This is a genomic window from Woeseia oceani, assembly GCF_001677435.1.
GTDB classification, from domain to species: domain Bacteria; phylum Pseudomonadota; class Gammaproteobacteria; order Steroidobacterales; family Woeseiaceae; genus Woeseia; species Woeseia oceani.
The window spans coordinates 580,099-602,307 of the sequence record NZ_CP016268.1 but is presented as its reverse complement, the minus strand read 5'-3'; the positions used below and the strand labels follow the sequence as shown (position 1 = coordinate 602,307).

Genomic DNA, 22,209 nt, shown 5'->3' with positions numbered 1-22,209 from the left:
AAAAAGAAGAAAGCAATCACCAATGACAAACAGAATTCGGAACGGCTGGCTGCTGGTCGGCCTCGCCTTGCTCACCGGCGCTTGTTCAAGCACGGCAATCAATACCGCACCGGTGAAGCATTGCAGCAATGCCAGGCTGCACGTCGACGCCTACTTCGCCGGCGGCAATTTCTATCAATGCGCATTCGATGCCGCTGGCAATATCCGCATGGATATACGCCCGGAAGATGAGCGCATCAATCCCAGCCCGTGGTACGCGTTTCGCCTGAGCCGCACCGAGCCTGGCGCCGTTGACATTACCCTGGATTTTGCCGATGACCGCGCCCGTTACTGGCCGAAAGTGAGCTACGACGGTCACCATTGGCAAGCGCTGCCAGAGTCGGCTGTCAGTATTGCCGACGACCAGCACACAATGACACTGACTGTACCGGCCGATCGTCCGATTACCTGGATTGCAGCACAGGAACTGCTGACGGCCGAATGGTACCAGCAGTGGTTCCGCGAGCTTGGCGCACACCCCGGCGTCGAAATCAAACTCCTGGGCAGCAGCGCGCTCGGCCGCCCCCTGCACCTGGCCATTACACCGCAGCGACCCGAGTTTGTGGTCCTGCTTGGCCGCCAGCATCCGCCGGAAATTACCGGGGCACTGGCCATGCGCCCGTTTGTGCAAACACTAATGGCCGATACCGAACTGGCAAACGCTTTCCGTGATCGCTTTCAGCTCGCCATTGCGCCATTCATGAACCCTGACGGCGTAACGCTGGGGCACTGGCGCCACAACATCAACGGTGTGGATCTGAACCGTGACTGGGGTACCTTCACACAACCGGAAACCGCGAGCTTTGCCGCGCAATTGCAACAGCTGATCGCAGCGGGCGGGCAACCCGCGTTCATGCTGGACTTTCATTCGACCAACCGCAGTCTGTTCTATACCCAGCTTGCCGAAGACTTTCCTGGACAAAGTGATTTCGCAACGATGTGGCTGGATCGTTCCCGGGCGCGAATGCCGGATTACGAATTCAGTCACGAGGCCCGTGCCCGCTCCACTCAGGGCAATACCAAGAACTGGTACTTTGGCACGTACGGCATTCCGGCCATTACTTATGAAGTCGGTGATGAAGTTGCACGCGACGCCATCGCGCGCAGCTCGGTCGTCTTCGCTGAAGAATTCATGCGCCTGATGCTGGAATCGCCAACTGGCTACTGAAGCAGCGCTGGTGCCAGGTAAAGCGCTGTCAAGGTAACCACGACGATGCCGATGAGGTTCAGAAATACGCCCGCCTTCACCATTTGTGGAATGCTGATCGTGCCGGTCGCAAACACGATGGCGTTTGGCGGCGTTGCCACCGGCAACATGAAGGCGCAACTGGCCGCGATCGTGATCGGCACAGTCAGCACGATCGGTGGCACACCCGCCTGAACAGCGATGGCACCAACGACTGGCAGCAGTGTTGCCGTGGTTGCGAGGTTGCTGGTGAGTTCTGTCAGGAATATCACCAGCGCCACAGCCGCCAGCACCAGCACCGCCGTGCCGAACGCGTTCAGCGGTGACAGGCTTTCACCCAGCCACAAGGCAAGACCGGAACTCGAAACGGCAGCCGCCAGACTCAGCCCACCGCCGAACAGTATCAGGACACCCCAGGGCAAACGGGCGGCATCGTGCCAGGTCATCAACTGCGGCTGTGCCTTGTTGCCGCTCGGTATCATGAACAGCAGCACAGCCGCGGCCATGACGATACCGGTATCCGACACGCCGGTAAGGCCCAGCCAGTCCATCAATGGCCGGCGCAGCATCCAGCACGTCACAACAGCGCCAAATATCACAGCCACACGCTTTTCAGCAGTGCTCATTCCACCCAATTCCGCCCGCAGCTCGTGCAGGTGATCCTGCACCGCCTGACTTGCCGGGATATTGACCGGATACAGGTAACGGGTCAGCGCCAGCCAGGCCAGCGGCAACATGACGAAACTGACCGGGATGCCCACTGCCATCCAGCGGGCAAAACTGATTTCGATACCGTAGTTGGAAGCAAGATAGCCCGCCAGCAATGCGTTCGGCGGCGTGCCGATCAACGTTGCCAGTCCACCGATACTCGCTGCATAAGCAAGACCCAGCAGCATGGCAATCTGAAAATCATCGCGCTGCTTGTCGGTAAGACCTTCCACGTTGTCGCGAATAACGCCCACTACGGACAGCACGATCGGCAGCAGCATCATGGTCGTGGACGTGTTCGTCATCCACATGCTGAGCAAGGCACACACGAGCATGAAACCACCCACCAGCCGCTTGCCGTCGGTACCGGTTCTGTCCAACACCGCCAGCGCGATCCGCCGGTGCAGATTCCAGCGCTCGAGGGCAAGCGCCATCATGAAGCCGCCCAGAAACAGGTAAATCGTTGGATTGGCGTAAGGTGCTGCGGCATCGCGAACACTGGAGATTGCCAGCGGCTCGAAAACCACGATCGGCAGAAATGCGGTGACCGCCACCGGAATGGCTTCCGTCGCCCACCAAACGGCCATCCAGATACCCACGGCCGCCACGCGCCAGGCTGTCGGATCCATAACGTTCTGCCAGCCTTCCGTCGCGAGCATCAGTGCAAAGATCGCTGGCCCAAGTACGCGGCCAACAATCTGGTAGGTATCCAGGGAGCGGTTTACGGAAGCTTCGGCCGGCTTAGCGTTGCTGATCAAGTGAGAATTCCATTGCAAAAAAGGGGGAGCTTACGCTCCCCCCCGACTATACAGCAGCCAATTACAGCGACAGACGAACGTCGAGGTAATAGTACCGACCAAGGTCACGGTGCGAATCAGAGAAATAGCCAAAGTAACGATCAGCCAGAGGCGCGCGTTCATCGGCAACATTGTTGACACCGAGCGTGAATCGCACGTCCCGATCATCGCCGAACCGCCAGGTGTAAGCGCCCTTCAGGTTGACAGTGGTCATAGACGGCACCTCGTAGCGGGTTCCATCGACCAGCGTCAGCGAGTCCTGGTAAAAATCGCCAACCCGGTACATCGTTGCTGACGCGCGATAGTCGTTTCGTCGCCAGCTTACGGTGAGGTTCTGACGATCTTTCTGATTGCCGTCCAGGCGAATCAGATTGGCGAATCCGGCGACTGGGATATTTGCCGGCAACAAGCCTGACTCGCGCGCCGCCACCAGCTCGGCTGCATCACCGCCTGCCTCTTGTTCGTACTTGCTCAGGAAAGAGCCTACGTAACGCAGGTCGAAATTGCCAATCGGTGAATCGAAGTTGTAGTAGATGCCGACGTCGAAACCTTCGACCGTGCGTTTGTCCAGATTCGCATACCGATCATCGATACTCTGAATCAGGCCAGCCGGGCAAATTCCGGCGGCGTTGTAGATCGCCGCTTCATCGACATCGACCGTTGCTTCGCGACTGACTGCCGGATTACCGACGAACGAGGCGCAGTCTGTATTGCCTGCTTCAATGCGCGCGATCAAGTCCAGTATCGTGTGATTCTCTTCACCAAACAGACCTATCGTGTCGTCCTTCTTGATGGACCAATAGTCGAGCGTGATCGACAAGTCTTCGATAGGTTCAAGCACGACACCGACCGAAAAGTTCACAGACTCCTCCGGCTGCAGATTGTCACTACCCTGGGCGATACGTTGCGTCGAGTTCGTGCAGTCGAGCGTATTCTGATCAGGATCACCGCCGTTTTCCGCAGCGTAGAAACATGCCCAGTCCGTACGCGTATTTTGCCGGGCAACGATTTCTTCGTTAATAGTGACCAGATTCGGCGCGCGGAACGCAGTGGAAACAGAAGTACGCAACAGCACAGGATCAATGACCCGCCAACCCAGTGCGAACTTGCCTACTGTCGTATTACCAACGTCCGAGAAGTCCTCATAACGCAATGCCAACTGCGCATCGACGTTGTCCAGCAAAGGTATCTGCAGCTCGCTGAACAGTGACAGTACGTTTCGTTCACCCGAACTGTCCGGCGTCGGACTGGAATTCACAACGTCCGATACAAACGGGTAGGTATCGCCCTGCGCATCGGTGAATACGATTGTGCCGTCGAGACGCGGATCCCGATCGTCGACGAAAGACTCTTCACGGTATTCCATGCCGGCCAGCATGCCCATCGGACCCGCAGGCAGCTCGATCAATTCCGGCGTGGACAACTTGAAGTCAACCATGCGCAACTCGGTTTCACTCAGCCGGCTGACGTCCACCAGTACGCGTTCAACGTTGTTGTTCACGCCACCGCTGAAGGGATTGTAAGCCGCCGCTGTCGGGTCATTGAGTGCTTCCTGGGCAAGCGTGTTCGAGACGCGGTTATGAGTAATGTCGTCTTTCGTCGCCCGTGACCAGGTTAACGCCGTTTCCCAATCCCACTTGTCGAAAGAACCGCGGAAGCCCTGCAGGAAGCGGAATGTGTCACCGTCATTGTCGATGATTCGCGGCAGCTCGGTGAAGCGGTAGTTGTCGATCTCCAGCGACAATCCCGAACACGGCACATCTGGGCCAATCACGCTGTCCGGCAGGCGATTGGGCGAGCCACACGGGCCGAACGGGTTGTAGTAGTTGTCGGCCGCAACCCGCAGTTTCACGGTGCTGAATGGCGCTGCGGGGTGACGACTAAGATTGGTCTTGGACTGGTAGGCCATCAACTCGGTGAAACTCTGCATGCCGTTCTGCATGTCGTGGTTGATGAACACGACGAGGTTCATGCGATCCAGATCGGAGGATACGTCGCGAACCTCGTTCAGGTTGTAGCGGTAGGTGCCCTGACCGTCGATACCGGCACAGGTACCGTACCCGAGATCCCACTGGCAACGCGGATCACCGGCTGGATAGGTTTCAAACTCGCCGCTGGAGTCGGTCAGGTTGCCGCTCAAACCCATTCCGCTGATGCTGCCGAGAATATCGTACTGACCGTAGATGGAGTTCGCTGAGTCATTGCGAAACGATGTGGAACCTTCCCACGGCGAACCGGCCGGTACACGGTAACGAAAATCCGAATCAGCCCAACGGGCCTCGTCCGTTGAGCGAACGCGATCGCGATGATAGTAACCGAACATCACATTAACGTTGGTTCGACCATCGTTAAAGAACTTGCCCCATTCGACGTTTATGCTCTGATCTTCGCGCGGTACGTGATCGTAAGCGTTCAGCTTGGTGCGGATTCTCAGCCCCTCGAAATCGGACTTGAGAACAGTGTTTACGACGCCGGCAACAGCATCAGCGCCGTAAATTGCCGAGGCACCTTCACGCAGCACTTCGACGCGCTCTACTCCGAACACCGGAATGGTGTTCGAGTTGACCGTATTGACCGGCACGAAACTGCCGCCCACTTCTTCAGTCTGGTAGGTAGCCGAGTTCACCATGCGGCGCCCGTTCATCAACACCAGCGTATTGCCGGTACCCAGACTGCGGAGATTGAAAGCACCAACGTCGCCGCGCGCAGAATTCACGCCACCACTGATATTCTCAGCTTCATTGAAGAAGTTGTTACCGTTCTCCGGCAAGTAGTCGAACAACTCGTCGCCGGAATCGATACCGAGCGCCTCGATCTGCTCAACATCAACGACCGACACCGGCAGAGCTCCCGTGATTCTCGCACCCCGTATCTGTGAGCCTACGACAACGATTTCCTCGACCTCTGAATCGTCCTCGCCTTCCTCCTGTGCGTGCACCGTCATGGCCATCATGCTTAAAGCTGACGCCAAAGTAGTGACGGCTGCGGCGTACTGCCAGGTACGCGCAATGTGTTTGCGAAGTATCATTATTCCCCCCTTGGAATTCGTTTTGTTGCCCGGGCCAATGAAACAACCAGGACATCACTTATCAGGGGTATAACGCGCGGCTCCGGAAAACCCGCTATTCGTGCAGCGGCTCAGTTCTTCGCGATGATCGCCGACGGACGCAATATCACCCAGCGCGGATCGGTGCGTTCGACAATAATTGCCGGGTTACTCTGAATATGCTGCAGGAAATCGTCGGCCCCGTTGGTACTGAAGCGACCGCTGACGGGCAAGGCTGCCAGCTCGGATCCGGCGATATGCACGTTGATGGACAGGTAACGCTGCATGTCGGCAATCACCGTTCCCAGCGGCTCCTCCAGAAACTCCACGTAGCCATCTCGCCATGAGAGGTCCCGATCCAGAGCCGTCTCGACGATCGCCTGGCGCTCGACGCGGTCACCAGTGACGTCCAGCTTGTCGCCGGCCTCAAGCAACACGGCACCTGCCACCAGGGTGGGCAAGTTTGAACTGTCGTGCTCGGTTAGTAACGGCTGGCTCGGGCTGGTCTTTACAGCGACCGTACCGTCCAGTACGGAGACACGCATAAGCTGTGGCGTCGTCCTGACCGCGAAGGTCGTGCCCAGAGCAACAACGGAACCGTACGGCGACCTAACGGCAAACGGTCGCGCGTCCTTGCTCACCTGAAATACCGCTTCACCGTCATCCAGTGTCACCAGCCGTGCACGGTCAGTGATGCGAACATCGATTTTGCTGCGTGCGTTCAGCTCAACACGGGTGCCGTCGTCGAGGCTCATCACCATGGCTTCGCCCGCAGTCGTTGAATAAGAGGCTGTCGGTGTGCCTGTCAGAACGTGCACGATGACACCGAGAACGACCAGCATTGACGCTGCCAGTGCCGTCCAGTCGCTGCGCACCTCGTCCTGCCGTGACTGCGCAGACAGTGCGCCATGATTATTGACGGGCAAACGCACGACGTTCTGCTCGTCGAGCAGGGGGCGCACATCTACCAGCGTGTGCAGCCGGGCCCAAACCTCGGAAAGCTCCTCGAACGCCCATTGATGTCGCTGGTCCGCATCGAGCCAGCGCGCAAACATCGAGCGGTCCGCATCGTTGCACGAATCGGAGTCCAGCCGGGCCATCCAGGCGGCAGCGTCGTCCAGAATAACGTCCGGGATATTACGGCCGATCCAGCCATCCAGATTCGTCATGATGCCGCCTTGCGTGACGCTGGTTCGACATGTTCAACCACCGCATTAGCCGCGCGCTGCGCAGCGATCGTCTGCTTGCACAGGCGCAAGCCTTTGGCGAGATGCTTTTCGACGGTACTGACAGCAATACCCAACCGCTCACCAATTTCACGCTGACTGAGGGATTCAATCATGCGCAATACGAACACTTCACGGCACTTCGGCGGCAAGTCGTTGACGGCACGCATCAGCCTGCGACGCCGTTCATTGCGGCTCAGCTGCTGAAAAGCAGTGCGGGACTCACGGCGCAGTTCCTCGCTGACCGCGACGGCTGGCGCACTGCGGGCAACAACCTGTCGGTGGCGCAGGCGACTCAGCGCAATATTTCGCGCCGTGGTGTACAACAACGACGAGGGCATGTGTTCAACGTTACGCTTGTTGCGCAATACGCAGTAGACCTTGAGATAAGCTTCCTGCAGTACATCCTGTATATCTTCTGGTGTGGTCAGATACTGGCGCAGGTAGGCGGTTAACGCATCTCTGGTCCGGATGACCAGGGCATCAAAGCTTTCGTTCGATGGTTCCATAAACGAACTTCCATCAACGTACTGCCAAACACCTTGCCACAACAGAAATCCGGCGCACAAGCCAGGCCGGCATGGGTCAGGCGCTACAACAGTGATTCAAAAAGGCTTTGCCGCTGTTCGGCGGCGGCGGTGAGACGCTGCCTGGCGGCCGCCAACCAGCCCTGCCCTGTTGCCAGTTCAGCTTTGTGCTGTTGCAGCATCCGTGCGACTTCGGCGGGCTGTGGCCCGCCACGTCCCTGCCGGGCTGCAACCATCGCCTGCGGGTCCATGGCCGCCCGGATTCGAGCGATCGGCAGCGGCAGTTCGCCATCAGCAAGCTCGCGCCAGGTGTCGAGTAGTTCGTCGTCGGTCAGCTCTTTGGGCTTCTTGCCGGCAGCTCGTCCGCGCGTTGTCAGCTCGGATGCATAGTGGTGACCCTCGCGAAACGCGATACCCGCTTCACGCAACAACACATCGGCGACTTCGGTCATCGTTGCATAGTCGGCATCGATTTCAGCGAGTGCGCGTTCCGGACTAACAACGAGATTCCGGATCAGTGTGGCATAGCGCCGGTACATTTTTTCCGCATGCTCGGCTGTCAGCAGGGTTTGCGCGCCGTCGCGGTAATCATTCATGCCGGAATTCGTGTTGTGTGCATTCAATATGACGGTGTAACCATTGCCGACGACGGCAGTCGCTGAGCTGCGCAAGCGATCCAGCGGCCGCGGGTTGCGCTTCTGCGGCATGATCGAGCTCACGCCGGTTTGGCTGTCGGCCAACAAGATCCACGGCGCGGTACCGTGATACTGCGTATGCAGGTTCTGGCAAAACTGGCCAATGGGTACCGCGGACGCCACCATCGCATTCGCGTAGTCGATTTTCGAGTCCACCGACGACACCAGGTTCGCGTCATAGGAATTAATCACCAGCGCTTCAAAACCCAACAGCTCGGCCAGTCGCTCGCGGTCCAGCGGAAAACCGGACGTAGCAAGCGCCGCCGCGCCCAATGGGCTCTGATTGAGTCGCGCGTAGCTCTGCTGGTAGCGCTCACTGTCGCGCTCAAATGCCGCAGAGAAGGCCAGCAGGTAGTGCGCAAGACTGGTTGGCTGAGCCTGCACGCCGTGCGTGTACGCGGGAATCACAGTCTCAACGTGCTGCTCAGCCAGCGCCAGAAGGGCAGACCGTGCCTCGAGCAACGCCCGGTAAACGTCCAGTAACGATTCACGCAATGCCATGCGCCGCAGGGTCGAGCCGATATCCTGGCGACTGCGGCCGGTGTGCAGTCGGGATGCCTCAACGCCAGCGATTTCCAGCAGGCGTGCTTCAAAGTCGAGGTAGTTCGAGGATCGTCGCGCACCGTGCGCCGATTGTTCGCTGACGATCTGCGCCGTGGCGGCGGCAATTCGCTGTGCAAGCGGATCGGGCAACAACGCTTGTTCGCGCAACATGATCAACGAAGCGATATTGATCTCGGCCAGGTGTGCGAAATCGTCATGCAAGGTCTCTGCGGTCACCGGCACACTCGTCACACCGGCAAACAGCAGTATCAATTTCCAGTAGCGCAAGGCCTCTCCCCCAGAACAGTCAGACGGACGCGCGATGACGTCACGTTCCTGTATAACGCGACGGGAGGAAGAATCCACCATCTCCCGTTGGCAGCTTGGATGCGCGCTGGTGACCCGGCAGTCAGGCGGCGCTGGCGCGCGGCAGAATATCGTTGAGTGCATTCAGAAGCGTGTCTGCTTCGTCCACGCTGTTGTAATGCACCGGACCAATACGAACGGCTCCGCCGGTATCGTAGATGCCCAACACACGCGCTGCTTCAACGGCATAATTGTGCCCGCTCCAGACGAAAATACCGCGTTGCGCCAACTGTTCGGCAATTGCGGCCGACTCGGTACCCGCAGCTACAAACGAAACAGTTGGCACCCGGCGTTCCATCGCATTGTCGTCGCTGATGCCCAGCACCCGAACGCCGGACAGTTGCCGCAAACCACGGATGAGGTGGCTGGCGAGGCTACGTTCGTAGTCGAACAGGTAGTCGAGAGCAGCGTGCACTGCACGGCAACGACCCTGATAACGTTTGTTGGACGCCATGAAATTCTTGGCCATCGACTCGCCAATCCAGGCGAAGTAGTCAACGGCGGCAGCCGTCCCGGCCATGCCCTCGTGGCTTTGGGTCCCCGTCTCAAAACAACCGGGAATGCCGGCCGGAGCCGGCCTGACTTTGTAGGGTACGAGTGACTCGAGCAATTCCCGCCGTCCCCACAACACACCCTGATGCGGCCCGAAGAACTTGTACGCTGAACAGGCCAGGAAGTCGCAGCCCAGGTCCTGCACATCAACCGCCACGTGCGGCACCAGCTGCACGGCATCGATGAACGACCAGGCACCCGCTTCGCGTGCCTTCTGACTGATCGTCTTGATGTCATTGATCGTGCCAATCAGATTACTGGCACCGCCGACACAAACGAGCCGCGTCCGCGCACTGAGCAGCTTGTCGAATTCGGCCAGGTCGAACTCAAACGTCTCCGTATTAAAAGGCATCCATTTGACGACGAGGTCAAGATCCTCGGCAAGCAACAACCACGGCGCAACATTCGCATCGTGATCCATGCGCGACAGAATTATTTCATCGCCTGCTTTGAGTTGCCGACCAATTGAGCGCGACATGTGCAATGTCAGCGTGGTCATGTTCTGACCGAACACAATTTCATCGGGCGATGCGGCGTTCAGCAGGTCGGCCATCGCTTGATGCGCATCGTCCACGACCGCGTCAGCGCGTTGTGACGTTTCGAAAAAACCACCGAGATTGGCATTCGACTCAATCAGGCATTCGCTGATGCGATCAATGACGATCTGCGGTACCTGCGTGCCGGCCGGGTTGTCAAAATATATGCGTTGCCGGCCATTGTCCGAAATATCGAGGGCTGGGAACTGGGATCGTATCGCGCTCAGCTTATAGGGCATTTCAGGTCCTGCTTGTGCTCAGATTTAGGCGGCAGCGATCGGGCGGTCGGCCGTGTTTATTCCTGGACGTTGCCGCCCCATTTTTCCCGGTGCGCGTCTTCGGCACTCTTGCGAACGCCCGAATGACGGTTGCTTAACAACAGTGAGTTCGGGTCGCACACCTGGGCACGAATAACGCCGAGATCGTTGGCCGCGTCAAAAAGACTCGGGTACCAGCGTTCCCAGTTGGGTAACAGCTCTTCAACCTGTTCACGGAGGTTCATCGGGGCAATGTATACGACGGACCGGGTCTATTCAACGACGCCCGCTGCATTCTGTGACGACGGGGGCCACCAGCCCTCTGACCGCCGTGAGGAGTGCACCGGGGGAGCCGGTCCGGCGGCCTATTCTTCCAGCCAGCGCAGAATCAGCGCGCCAGCAACCAGCAGCGGCACCACCAGCACCATGGTGCCGGTCAACCCGGAGATCAAGCTGCCTGCCGCCACCAGGTCCGAAGCGAGGCCATGCAGCCGTAACGACCATTCATCAAGTATCGCCATTACCGGCCGCGCCGCGAATACCCCGCCGAACAGCAGTGCCAGCGGCAACAGCAAACGCTGCAACCTTTGCCGGCGCCTGATGCGTTTGACAACACGCTCGCTGAAGCCGTCATCCGGCACCGTTACGGGTCCAAACAAATCGCGCAACCTGCGGTCTTCGTCGTCCATACGGTAGTCACCCAAATTGATGATTGTCGATTTCAAAGTCCTGCCTGATCTTCTGTTTGCTGCGGTGTATGACCGATTTGACCGTACCAACCGGCAAGTCCACGGCTTTGCTGATTTCACTGTGTGACATGCCGCAACTGTACGCAAGAATCATGATGGCGCGTTCGTCAGTCGTCAGCACGGCCAAAAGGCGATCAAGATCGCTGACTTCGTCCTGCGCCGGTGAGGTGCTCGTGGCTGCTGGCTCTTGCGCCGCCAGTTCCACGACCTGGCGGTAGCGATCGGCGCGTCGCCTGGATTGAAGGAACGTCGTCCACGCAATGCGCATCAGCCAGCCGGCAAACGAGCCATCACCACGAAATCCATCGAGCTTCTCGAATGCATGCATCAATGCATCCTGCGCTAAATCGTCAGCAAGCGATGGTTCACGGCACAGTCGCAACAGAAACAACCGGAGCTGTGACTGGTGCCGCCTGATCAGTTCGCCAAAGCAATCCGCATCGCCGGACACCCTGGAGCGCGCAATGAGCTCCAGTTCATCGGTATGCGCAAGTTGATGCGGGGCAATCTTCAGTTTGAGCCCTCACCTTTACCCAGTTTCCACATCGCAAGGTAAGCCAGACTGATGAAAAACGGGAACATCGCAATGGCCACTAACTTCTCTGCCACATCTTCCTCGTTCAGCAGGTAGCCAAATGTGGCAGTGGCCAGCGCCAGCGCCATGAAAACCAATGCTCGTCGCAGGTCATGGTTGCCGGACTTTTTTGGCTCACCCAGGCTGTCCAGAAGTTCGGGGCTTAGCTCTTGTCCCTTTTCAAGTACGACACGCACTGTTTTCTGTATTTCGGCGCGCGTCCGATGCTTGAAATAGAACGCCGTTGTGATGACCACACCGATCATTATGAACATCACGACAGGAATCAGTTCTTCACTCATTATGGTCTCCGAATTTGGCACCCACGGTGCCTGACAACCTACAGATGACTCTCGCCGCGGTTTTGGATGCAGTTTGCAGCAGCGAAATCAAAAATGCCCGGAGAGACTATTTTTCCTTATTAATTCAGTGACTTACGACTTTACACCCGGATCCGAGGGAGACCCGAACAGCGAAATCAAACCCCGAATGGCCCGGCGACGCGTTTACAAGGGCCATGCAAACCCTGCTCAAATCAGACCCACGCTACTACCAGATTGCCGTGCTGACCACGCTCGTTGCCGCCGGAGTGTTTGTGCTCGACTTCGGCATATCCTGGACGCACGCGTTTATCATCCTGATTACTGCTCAGGCAACGCAATACGTGGCAGGGCGCCTGAGTGGCGTGCCACTCTTCGACCCGCGCAGTGCCATGGTCACTACATTGTCGCTGACATTGCTGCTGCGCACCGACCTGCCGGGCGTCGCGGCGCTGGCTGCCTTTACCGCGATCGGCAGCAAATTCGTGCTGCGCTACAACGGCAAACACATTTTCAATCCGGCGAATTTTGCAATTGTCGGCCTCATGCTGCTCACTGAGCGCGCCTGGATATCCACCGGACAATGGGGCAATGCGACCATCGCTGCGTTTGCCCTGGCGTGCCTCGGCTTTCTGGTACTGACGCGCGCGCGTCGTGCAGAAACGACCCTCGCATTCCTCGGCGCCTACGCTGCCCTGCTGACAGGCAGGGCCTTGTGGCTCGGTGATCCACTCAGCATACCGCTGCATCACCTGCAAAATGGCGCCTTGCTGATCTTTGCGTTCTTCATGATTTCCGACCCAAAGACCACCCCGAACACGGCGCTTGGCAGGTGTCTGTTCGGTGCACTGGTTGCGCTGATCGCGCACACAATCCAGTTCATCTATTACCAACCCTACGGACCCATGCTTGCGCTGTTCTTTGCCGCGCCAGTGGTTCCGTTCATTGATGTGGTCCTGCGGGGCCGGCATTACCGCTGGGTCGAAACGACCGCGCGACCTCTGACAAAAACCCACTCCGAAGGAGCAAGACAATGCGAATAACCCTGTTTGCCGTCTGTGCGCTGGCCACTGTGGCTATCAGCGCGACCGCCGAGGCATTCTGCGGCTTCTATGTCGCACGCGCCGACACGTCACTCTACAACGAAGCCTCCCAGGTCGTCCTGGTCCGCGACGGCAATCGAACGGTCATCACAATGGCCAACGATTTCCAGGGCGATACTAAGGACTTCGCCGTAGTCATCCCGGTACCGACCTTCATCGAGCGTGACCAAATCAATGTCGCTGACGGCAGCCTGATCGCCCATCTCGACGCCTACACCGCACCGCGGCTGGTTGAGTACCACGACCCCGACCCGTGTGAGCGCCGTTATATGCGCGAAGACAGCGCGATGGAATCGAGAGCTCCTGCTGGTTTGATGCAGCTAAAAAACAGTGCGAGTGCGGACGGCGTCACGATTGAGGCGCAGTACACCGTCGGCGAATACGACATCCTGATTCTGTCCGCTGAAGAAAGTGGCGGACTCGTCAGTTGGTTAAGGGAACACGACTACCGACTGCCAGCAGGCGCCGAACCGGTAATCAACAGCTACCTGAAACAGGACATGCGCTTCTTTGTTGCAAAGGTGAACCTCGAAGAACAGAGCAAACTCGGGTACAAGAAATTGCGGCCCATCCAGGTCGCCTATGAGAGCAATCGCTTCATGCTGCCCATACGGCTTGGGACCGTTAACGCCAGAGGCGAACAGGAGCTGTTCGTGTATGCCCTGACACGTACGGGGCGGGTTGAGACAACCAACTACCGGACGGTGCGTTTACCCAGCAACCAGGAAATACCGGAGTACGTGCAGGCCGGGTTCAGTGACTTCTACCGTTCCATGTTCCAGACCCAGACCGAGAAAGAAAACGGTCGTGCGGTGTTTCTGGAATACGCGTGGGACATGGCATGGTGTGACCCGTGCGCCGCTAATCCGCTGAGCGCCTCCCAATTGCGGAACCTGGGCGTGTTCTGGGTCAGCGACAGCAGTAACCCCGGACGACAACAGAAAATCTCAGCGCCGGCACAGAACGTGTTTGTTACCCGCCTGCACGTACGTTATGACGGCGAACGGTTTCCTGAAGATCTCATGTTTCACGAGACCGGCGATCGCGGCAATTTTCAGGGTCGCTATGTGATCCGCCATCCGTTCAAAGGCGATATCAGCTGCGATGCCGGCAGCTACCAGACCGCCGTGCGCGAACGTCAGGAACAGGAAGCCAGGACACTCGCCAGTCTCACCGGCTGGGATCTCGAGGACATACGTGCACGCATTCCGTTCTTTGACGGCAGCGACGCGCCGGAGTCTCTGCCCTGGTGGAAGAAGCTCTGGAACTGAAATACCGGCAACGACTCGGGCGCGGCGTGCAGGCCGCGCCCGATATCACGCACTGGGCACAGCCACCAGCCGCAACACCTCGACCGGTACGCTGAGAACCGTACTTATTGCGGGCAGGATGTTTTTGCCAGTGCCGATGCCACGAAGTCCTGCAAGTCATTCAGCAAGCGGCCAACTGCAACGTTAGCAGCCGCGACGCCTGCCTCGGGCGTAGCCTGGTCGGCAGCAACCCGGTACGCGAAACGGCGCATGGCAAGCAGCTCCCGCTCCGGCTGGGAGAGTAGCTGAGCACGGAGTTCAACGTTCACGTAGCTGCCTGACGATTCGAAAACCTGCAAGACGCGCAATGCATCGAGATCGAGGCGCGCACGGCTGGCGACATCCGTCGTACCGGTGACTGCCGCCGCCACAGTGCCGCTGCGTTCAAGCCTGCCCGACACGAGCGAGGTCAACATGGCCGGCGGGGTATCCGCCCACGACTGCCAGGCAAAATATTCAAGTCGTTGCGGTGCACGCTGGTACAACATGCGCGTGGTGTTGAAGCCCGGCGCCGCCCGTGCACGACCGATGCGCACAATGCAGGCGGCAGGGCCGGCCATGCTAACAGCGGCATGGTCTTCGAGTACCCAGATACGCTCACTGACCGCTTTTTTCGCACCGGGCAATGAGCAGGCCGACAGAAACATCAGGGCCAACACTGTGGTCAGATGGCAGCGCCAGTTCCGCTTGCAGATGACCGTGATCACGGGCGGCTCTCCCCGGGGCCCGGCTCTGGCGGTTGTCGACCGTACACCAGCACGCTGGGATCTTTCGCCAGCTCTTCACTCGCGGCACGCAGCTGTTCCGCGGTAATCCTCAATTCATCCAGCATCGCGCTGATCTCCGGCAAAGCAGCCGCGCTGAACTCGGCGAAGTCGCCGCCAGTCTGCCTGACCATCGTGGCAATCTGGCCGGCAGCGGCATCAAGGTTTGCGCTGGCGTCGTGAATCCTGTCGGCCATGCGTGTGATTGACTGCGCACTGTCGCGTGCATCCTCCGCGAGGCTGGGGAAATGTTTGCTCGCTTCCTGCAGGTTCGCAAGGCTCGCATCAACCCGGTCCATAATGCGCTGCGTCCGCTCCGACTGTGCCGCAAGATTTGCCGACAACTGTGCAACATTGTCGAGCGCGGCAGCCACATTCTCACGGTTATTCTCATCCAGCAGCGCATTGATATTGTCGGAGACAAGTATGAGGCTGCCGATCAGATCGGTTGTGGTCGAATCCAGCCTGGCAAACAGCGACGGCTCCGAACGAATCACCGGATAGTCTTCGTTACCCTGCCGGGTCAGGCGTGCGGAGTTGCTGGCTGCGCCGCTCAGATTGACCGTGGCCAGTCCGGTCAGGCCCTGATAGTCCAGGGTGGCCATCGTATCAACGGTAATTGGCGTGTCATCGCGCACTTGCAGCAGCAGCCGGATACGTTCGGGGTTTGCATGGTCAATATCGATACTCTCTACCTTGCCCACCTGCATGCCACGGTACTTGACGGCTGAATCGACATTCAGGCCTGACACAGATTCCGTCATGTAAACCACATAGCGGTTGACACTTTGCGGGCGACCGCCCGCCGCAATCCATAAGATGCCCCAGATAAACAATGCCCCAAGCACCAGTACGAATGCACCGGCCAGTGTATAGCTCGACTTATTGTCCATGAGCGCCTCCTGCAGCGCGGCCGCGGCGACTGTCAAAAAAGCTGCGTACCGTTGCGTTGTCCGATTCGAGCAACTCGTTCAGAGAGCCAATGGCGGCGATACGCGCATCGGCAAGCAACACTATGCGGTCGGCAACCCGCCACAGCGAGTTCATGTCATGCGTTACCAGCACAACTGTCAGCTGCAAGGTATCGCGCAGTTGCAGCACCAGTTCATCCATTGCATCGGCACTGATCGGGTCCAGTCCGGAGCTCGGCTCGTCTAGAAACAGTATCTCGGGATCCAGTGCAATTCCACGCGCGACCGCCGCGCGCTTGCGCATACCGCCACTGAGCTGCCGTGGGTACAAGGTCGCTGCATCCGGGTTCAGTCCGGCCAACGCAATCTTCAAGGTGGCGAGCTGTTCAACAAACGGCCTGGACAAACTGGTGTGTTCAAGCAACGGGACGCACACATTCTCCAGTACGCTCTGGCTGCCAAAAAGTGCGCCTTGCTGGAACATGATGCCCAGCCGACGCCGCAACGTGACATCGTCATCATCTTCATTGACCGACACTTCCTTGCCAAACAGGCTCACCGTGCCACTGCTCGGCGCCATCAACATAGCCAGTATGCGCATCAATGTGGACTTGCCGCTGCCGCTGCCGCCCACGATGGCCAGTACTTCGCCTGCGCGCACATCCAGGTCCAGATTGTCGAGCACGAGCCGCGATCCAAAACACATTGACAGGCCTCGTCCGCAAACCACCGGTTCGTTGCGACTCTTCTGCACAGTCGGTTCAGCAGGCATGTCTAGATTCCAAGTTTGCTGAAGGCGACGGAGAAAATCGCATCGACTATGAGCACGAGAAAGATCGATTGCACCACACTGATGGTCGTCTGCCGGCCGACACTCTCGGCGCTGCCCGACACCTGAAATCCCTGAAAACAACCGACAGTGGCAATAATGCACGCGAACACCGGCGCCTTACCGACACCACTCAGGTAGGAATCCAGCGTCAGCGCTTCGGCCAACCTGCCCATATAGGTCGCCGAGTTGATACCGAGCATGCTGCTGGACATGACCATTCCGCCGATCAGCCCGAGCAGGTCAGCGAATACCGTGAGCAGTGGCAGTGCGATAATCAGCGCCAGCACTTTCGGTAGCACCAGCATTTCCAGTGGCGGGATACCAATGCTGCGCAGCGCGTCAACTTCGTCGGTCACCATCATCGTGCCGATCTGCGCGGTGTAGGCCGACCCGGTCCGGCCGGCAACAATGATGGCTGTGATCAACGGCGACAATTCACGCACGGTCGACAAGCCAACGATGTCCGCAATGTAAATGCTGGCACCGTAATCCTGCAGGACTATGCCGCCCTGGTAAGCGATGACGACACCCATCAGAAACGCCAGCAAGCCGACAATCGGCAAGGCATTGAGGCCCGCGCTTTCCAGTTCTTTCGCGATTAGCGAGAAACGAATTCTGCGCGGCTGCAAAGTCGCGCGCGCAACGGTCGCCGCCGTCCGGCCGACGAATTCGAGGAATGCCCGGTACTCCTGCCACTGCTGCCGCGCGTGGCGCCCGATGTTCTCAATGACGGTCGGCGACGCTGGTCGCGGCGGGCTGAGCATGACGGGCGCATGTGTTGCGACCAGCTCCAGCAGCGCGCCAACCCGGGCATCGGCGCCCTCAAGCTCGACCCGGGTGCCACCGTCACGCAGCTGTTTGAGCATGCCGTGCAGCAACCAGGCACCGGCGGCATCCATGCGCCGAATCCCGCTGACATCGACACCCACGGTTGCTGACGGACTCTTCAGGCCGGCCCGGGCACGCTCGAGCTCGCCCAGCTGCCGGGCGGTCCAGTTGCCCGTGCAACGAAGGCGGTTTTCCGCCCATACGCACTTGGCAGCTTCAGTCAACGGACCCGCCCGTCAGCTGCAAGATCACGCAGCGCATGCCGGTGCCTCCTCATCCAGTCGGTCGGACTCAATTAGTAACACAGCCGCCAGCAGGATTGCATAGGGGTTTAAACCTAATGACGCGAGCGGGCCTCCTGGCGGCGGACCCGGGTCAGTTGGCAGCTGGAAAGGAACACCGGTTGCACAAGTACGGCACTGACTCGCTGAGCCTGCCTTCAGGCCGGCAATTACCGCCAATCAAGAACGGGCAGACGTTCACTGCCGCGATGTACTGCCGGGACAGGAGCACAGCCTGCCCGGCAGCCGCTGCCAAACTACGTAATACCGGAACTCCGGGTGCCGCTGCGATACAGCAGCCAGCCGACCATGGCCAGTACGCACAACCCGACCCATTGCCCGAAATGCCAGCCGTCCGGCAATGCCAGAACGTCGGCCCGTTCGCTCAACACGATGGGTATCGCAATGGCGATCCCCATCAGTGCCTCACCGGTGATCAGCCCGGCGGAGAACAACGTACCCGGTCGATGCACATGATCTCTGTCTTCCCCATCACCACTCACCTTGTGCTTGCGTTCTACGAGATAAGACAGAAAGCCACCAAGGAAAATCGGCACCATTAGTTCCAGTGGCAGATAGATGCCTATCGCTGCTGCGAGTACCGGCACACGGAAGTGCGACTTCCGCGCTTTGAGCAATTCATCGAGCGCGATTGTGAACGCACCGACGCCAGCGCCAATGGCGATCATGGCCCACGGCAAGTCACCACCAAACATGCCCTTGGCCACTGACGCCATCAGTGTTGCCTGCGGCGCTGCCAGCGAGTTGGGGAATTCGTCCGTCGGCGCACCAATTCCGTAAGCGGCCGCAAGCAGATTCAGCATCGGCGCCATGATCAACGCACAGGAAAAAGCGCCAATGGCCAGCATCAACTGCTGCTTCCACGGTGTTGCACCGACGAGGTAACCCGCTTTCAGATCCTGCAGGTTGTCGCCCCCGACTGCCGCTGCGCAACAGACTACAGCGCCAATCATAATGGCCGCCACCGCACCGATCGGGGAATCGCCTCCCAACAAAAACACCAGCACCAGCGATGCGAACAGAATGGTTGCGATCGTAATTCCGGACACCGGGTTGTTTGATGAGCCCACCAAACCCGCGAGGTAACCAGACACCGATACAAACAGGAAGCCCGACACGATCATGATAATTGTCATCGGTATGCTGACCATCCACTGCCCGACAATTGCCTGGTACAACAAGGCCAGTGGTATTACGAACAGCACGAGTGACACCAGCATCCACTTCATCGGCAGATCGCGTTCGGTCTCGGCGATCACTTTTCCTGAGCCTTTGCGCGCAGCGGCAAAACCACTCTTTATTCCGGACGCCAGTGATTTACGCAATGCGAACAGCGTCCATACGCCGCCAATCAACATCGCACCGACGCCAAGGTAGCGAATCTTCGCATTCCATATGGCGAACGCTGTGTCCGCCGCTCCGGAGCCTGCCGTCTGTGCCGCCAACGCCGGATCTGTGTCCATAAAAAACGCGTTAAAAATCGGAATGGCGATATGCCAGGAGATAATTGAGCCCGACAACACTACGATGCCAACGTTAAGGCCGACGATGTAACCTACACCCAGTAACGCGGGTGACAGGCCAGTACCAAAGTAAGCCAGTACTTTGCCATTGCCGAAGAACCCGGCCATCGCCCAGCTATCCGGGATCATGCGCATACCGCTCGCGGCGGAGGCCTTGATAAATGCGCCCAACACACTGGAAATCGCCAATAGTTTCAGACCAGGACCCGGGTTATCGCCAGCCTTCAATACCTCGGCCGCTGCCTTGCCTTCCGGGAATGGCAGGGGATCTTCAACGATCATCGTGCGTCGCAATGGCACTGAAAAAAGCACGCCCAGCAATCCACCGAGACCGGCGATCACCAGCACCCAGGAGTACTTGAAGTCATCCCAATAGCCAAGGATGACCAGCGCGGGAATGGTAAAGATCACGCCCGCGGCAATCGATGAGCCTGCGGAGGCACCGGTTTGCACGATGTTGTTTTCGAGAATCGTGCCACCGCCCAACAAACGCAACACACCCATGGAAACGACCGCAGCCGGAATGGCGGTAGCAACCGTCAAGCCAGCGAACAGACCAAGATAAGCATTCGCCGCGGCGAGGATCATGGCGAGGACTATCGCCAGAATTACCGCACGCGGTGTGAGTTGCGCCATGCCGGGATTGTTCATTGAAGCGTTCCCCTTGTTGTTGTTTTTCGTGCAGGTTGGCTGTTGCGAGCCGTGCAAAGCATCGTATCAGCTCGCTGAAAATTCAAAGGATCGACACTCAGGCAAACCTTGCTTCAGCTTTTCTGTGCCTTCCATGCCGCCAGCAGTTCGGCCTCACGTTCAGCACTGAAGCCGGCTCGCAGGGTCGCAGTCCGGTCGGCTGGCAATGTTTTCCACCAGCTGATCGTATCGCGTGCCGTTTCCCGGCTCGGCCGGTTCTTCAGTCCTGCTGCGTAGGCCCGCGCACCACTGACTTTCGCAGCGAACGCAACGTCAGGTGTCGGTGCTACCCATATCGGCAATTCGCGGTCACTCGCATCGTGTGCCGACAGGAATTTGTAATCCATCCAGACAGGGCGAGTATCGGCGGCCGTTACGGCCAGAGAGTCAGACAGCAATTCACCCATCGTAAAACTGCCCGGTGGCGTGACAGTGTTGTAGGTGCCGACCGTTTTTTGCTCCGCAACATCAATAGTGAAGTTGGCGAGATCGCGGACATCAATCATCTGGATCTCATCCGCTGGGGTCCCGGGCCATAACATTTCACCGCCTTGCATTGTGCGCACAGGCCAGTAGCTGTATCGGTCGGTGCGATCACCGGGGCCGCAGATATAGGTCGGCCTGAACACGGCGACACGATCAGCGCCAAACTCGGCTCGGGCGCGTTTCTCGCACAGTGCTTTTAACGGACCGTAACTGTCGTTGGTGACCTCTTCGACCGTTTCGTCCTCGATGGTTGCCAACGGCGCGTCTTCGTCCATTGGTGCCGAAAAGTCCGCGTAAGCCGAAATGCTCGAAATATAAATGTAGTGTGACGCAGCGGAAGCCAGCAGCCTTGCGGAATCAGCAACGTGGCGAGGCACATAGCCTGAATTGTCAATGACGACGTCCCAGCGATGTCCTTGCAATACTGTAAGCCCGCCATCGCGATCACCTGCATAGGTTGTCAGGTCAGGAAACAGATCATTATTGGTTCGGCCACGATTGAACAATTCCACTGTGTGGCCGCGACGCAGCGCTTCGCTGACCATGTGCGGTCCGATGAAGCCGGTACCGCCGAGCACCAGTATGCGCAGCGCGGCATTCTTGTCGTCGACATGCCCCGCATCGTGATGGGCCTTGGCTGTCAGCATACTGCTTGCCGCAGCCGCGCCGCCCAGCAAACCGACCTGCATCAATCGTCGTCTTTGCTTGTCCATCGGTCCCCCTGTTTTTTTTTGGTTCAGCGACCATCCCTGTGACAGGTCTATACATGCCAGGTTCCGCCACAACTGACCATTAACGGGCAGCCGCTACTGTGCCAGAATCATGCACAGACCGCGACACGGGAGAAGACCATGGCGGCAGACAAGCAGCCTGTTCGGGCAGCGCATGAGGTTAACCCCATCAGCGGATCCAGCTACCCCGAACCTTTTCGTAATGCCGTCGCCGGTCGCGCGAAACGCGCTCTTGGCAACCTGTTCGGGCTCGACGCATTTGGCGTCAATCTGGTTGAACTGCTGCCCGGCGCCTGTTCGTCGCAACGTCACTGGCACACCCATGAAGACGAATTCGTCTACGTGCTTGACGGCGAAATCACGCTACGGACCGACACCGGTGAAATCGTTATGCAGCGCGGCGATTGCGCAGGGTTCAAAGCCGGGGCGCCCAACGGTCATCAACTGAGAAATGACAGCAAGGCGTTGGCAAGGTACCTGGAAGTCGGAAGCCGGCACACTGAAGACGAAGTCTTTTACCCGGACATTGATCTCGAACTACGCCGAACCGATAGCGGCGAGCGCGAGTTCCGTCACCGTGATGGCCACGCCTGGTAGTTACGTTTTGC

20 protein-coding genes are annotated in these 22,209 nt (G+C 58.5%); 4 read left to right on the top strand and 16 right to left on the bottom strand.

Annotation, left to right across the window (positions count from 1 at the left end; all coding sequences use genetic code 11):
- Positions 1-22 precede the first annotated feature (22 nt).
- Positions 23-1,207 (top strand): M14 family metallopeptidase, encoded by a 1,185-nt coding sequence (locus BA177_RS02580; protein WP_068612473.1) that lies wholly within the window; start codon positions 23-25, stop codon positions 1,205-1,207.
- Here the strand turns inward: BA177_RS02580 and BA177_RS02575 are convergent.
- From BA177_RS02575 to BA177_RS02530, 10 genes are all read right to left on the bottom strand, one after another.
- Complete coding sequence (locus tag BA177_RS02575) at positions 1,201-2,688, bottom strand: SLC13 family permease (RefSeq protein ID WP_068618776.1); 1,488 nt, start codon at positions 2,686-2,688, stop codon at positions 1,201-1,203. The genes BA177_RS02580 and BA177_RS02575 overlap by 7 nt on opposite strands.
- 64 nt (positions 2,689-2,752) lie before the next feature.
- Entirely contained in the window at positions 2,753-5,758 is a 3,006-nt protein-coding gene (locus BA177_RS02570) for a TonB-dependent receptor domain-containing protein (RefSeq protein ID WP_068612472.1), read from the bottom strand.
- 110 nt (positions 5,759-5,868) lie between these two features.
- A complete protein-coding gene (locus tag BA177_RS02565) occupies positions 5,869-6,945 on the bottom strand; it encodes a FecR family protein (protein WP_068612470.1) in 1,077 nt (358 codons plus the stop codon).
- Positions 6,942-7,511, bottom strand: coding sequence for an RNA polymerase sigma factor (locus BA177_RS02560; RefSeq protein ID WP_156762661.1), 570 nt, complete (start codon positions 7,509-7,511; stop codon positions 6,942-6,944). The genes BA177_RS02565 and BA177_RS02560 overlap by 4 nt, the downstream gene beginning before the upstream one ends.
- Before the next feature lie 83 nt (positions 7,512-7,594).
- Positions 7,595-9,055, bottom strand: a complete 1,461-nt coding sequence (locus tag BA177_RS02555; protein ID WP_068612467.1) for an argininosuccinate lyase — start codon at positions 9,053-9,055, stop codon at positions 7,595-7,597.
- A 121-nt stretch (positions 9,056-9,176) separates the two neighbouring features.
- Positions 9,177-10,460: a cysteine desulfurase-like protein gene (locus BA177_RS02550; protein WP_068612465.1), complete on the bottom strand. Its 1,284-nt coding sequence runs from the start codon at positions 10,458-10,460 to the stop codon at positions 9,177-9,179.
- 56 nt (positions 10,461-10,516) lie between these two features.
- Entirely contained in the window at positions 10,517-10,723 is a 207-nt protein-coding gene (locus BA177_RS02545) for a hypothetical protein (protein ID WP_068612463.1), read from the bottom strand.
- Between the two features lie 120 nt (positions 10,724-10,843).
- Positions 10,844-11,167 carry a hypothetical protein gene (locus BA177_RS02540; protein ID WP_068612461.1) on the bottom strand — a complete coding sequence of 108 codons (324 nt, stop codon included), beginning with the start codon at positions 11,165-11,167 and terminating at the stop codon, positions 10,844-10,846.
- 7 nt (positions 11,168-11,174) lie between these two features.
- Positions 11,175-11,678: an RNA polymerase sigma factor gene (locus tag BA177_RS02535; RefSeq protein ID WP_197493288.1), complete on the bottom strand. Its 504-nt coding sequence runs from the start codon at positions 11,676-11,678 to the stop codon at positions 11,175-11,177.
- Between the two features lie 59 nt (positions 11,679-11,737).
- On the bottom strand, positions 11,738-12,103 hold the full coding sequence (locus tag BA177_RS02530) for a DUF6249 domain-containing protein (RefSeq protein ID WP_068612457.1): 366 nt from the start codon (positions 12,101-12,103) through the stop codon (positions 11,738-11,740).
- Positions 12,104-12,318: 215 nt separating this feature from the next.
- On the opposite strand from BA177_RS02530, the gene BA177_RS02525 reads away from it, so the two are divergent.
- Positions 12,319-13,164 carry an RnfABCDGE type electron transport complex subunit D gene (locus BA177_RS02525; RefSeq protein ID WP_068612455.1) on the top strand — a complete coding sequence of 282 codons (846 nt, stop codon included), beginning with the start codon at positions 12,319-12,321 and terminating at the stop codon, positions 13,162-13,164.
- Positions 13,155-14,495: a DUF2330 domain-containing protein gene (locus tag BA177_RS02520; protein WP_068612453.1), complete on the top strand. Its 1,341-nt coding sequence runs from the start codon at positions 13,155-13,157 to the stop codon at positions 14,493-14,495. The genes BA177_RS02525 and BA177_RS02520 overlap by 10 nt, the downstream gene beginning before the upstream one ends.
- A gap of 104 nt (positions 14,496-14,599) precedes the next feature.
- On the opposite strand, the gene BA177_RS02515 is transcribed toward BA177_RS02520, so the two are convergent.
- The 6 genes from BA177_RS02515 to BA177_RS02490 all read right to left on the bottom strand — a co-directional run bounded on the left by BA177_RS02515 (position 14,600) and on the right by BA177_RS02490 (position 21,583).
- A complete protein-coding gene (locus BA177_RS02515) occupies positions 14,600-15,241 on the bottom strand; it encodes an ABC-type transport auxiliary lipoprotein family protein (RefSeq protein ID WP_068612451.1) in 642 nt (213 codons plus the stop codon).
- Positions 15,238-16,191, bottom strand: coding sequence for an MlaD family protein (locus BA177_RS02510; RefSeq protein ID WP_156762659.1), 954 nt, complete (start codon positions 16,189-16,191; stop codon positions 15,238-15,240). The genes BA177_RS02515 and BA177_RS02510 overlap by 4 nt, the downstream gene beginning before the upstream one ends.
- Complete coding sequence (locus tag BA177_RS02505) at positions 16,181-16,981, bottom strand: ABC transporter ATP-binding protein (RefSeq protein ID WP_068612447.1); 801 nt, start codon at positions 16,979-16,981, stop codon at positions 16,181-16,183. Before BA177_RS02505 ends, BA177_RS02510 begins: the two co-directional genes overlap by 11 nt.
- 2 nt (positions 16,982-16,983) lie before the next feature.
- Positions 16,984-18,093: an ABC transporter permease gene (locus tag BA177_RS02500; protein ID WP_068612445.1), complete on the bottom strand. Its 1,110-nt coding sequence runs from the start codon at positions 18,091-18,093 to the stop codon at positions 16,984-16,986.
- Between the two features lie 314 nt (positions 18,094-18,407).
- Positions 18,408-20,345, bottom strand: a complete 1,938-nt coding sequence (locus tag BA177_RS02495; RefSeq protein WP_068618774.1) for an OPT family oligopeptide transporter — start codon at positions 20,343-20,345, stop codon at positions 18,408-18,410.
- A 113-nt stretch (positions 20,346-20,458) separates the two neighbouring features.
- A complete protein-coding gene (locus tag BA177_RS02490) occupies positions 20,459-21,583 on the bottom strand; it encodes an NAD-dependent epimerase/dehydratase family protein (protein WP_197493287.1) in 1,125 nt (374 codons plus the stop codon).
- Positions 21,584-21,721: 138 nt separating this feature from the next.
- Here BA177_RS02490 and BA177_RS02485 point away from each other — a divergent pair, with 138 nt between their 5' ends.
- Entirely contained in the window at positions 21,722-22,198 is a 477-nt protein-coding gene (locus tag BA177_RS02485) for a cupin domain-containing protein (RefSeq protein ID WP_068612443.1), read from the top strand.
- Positions 22,199-22,209: the final 11 nt, after the last annotated feature.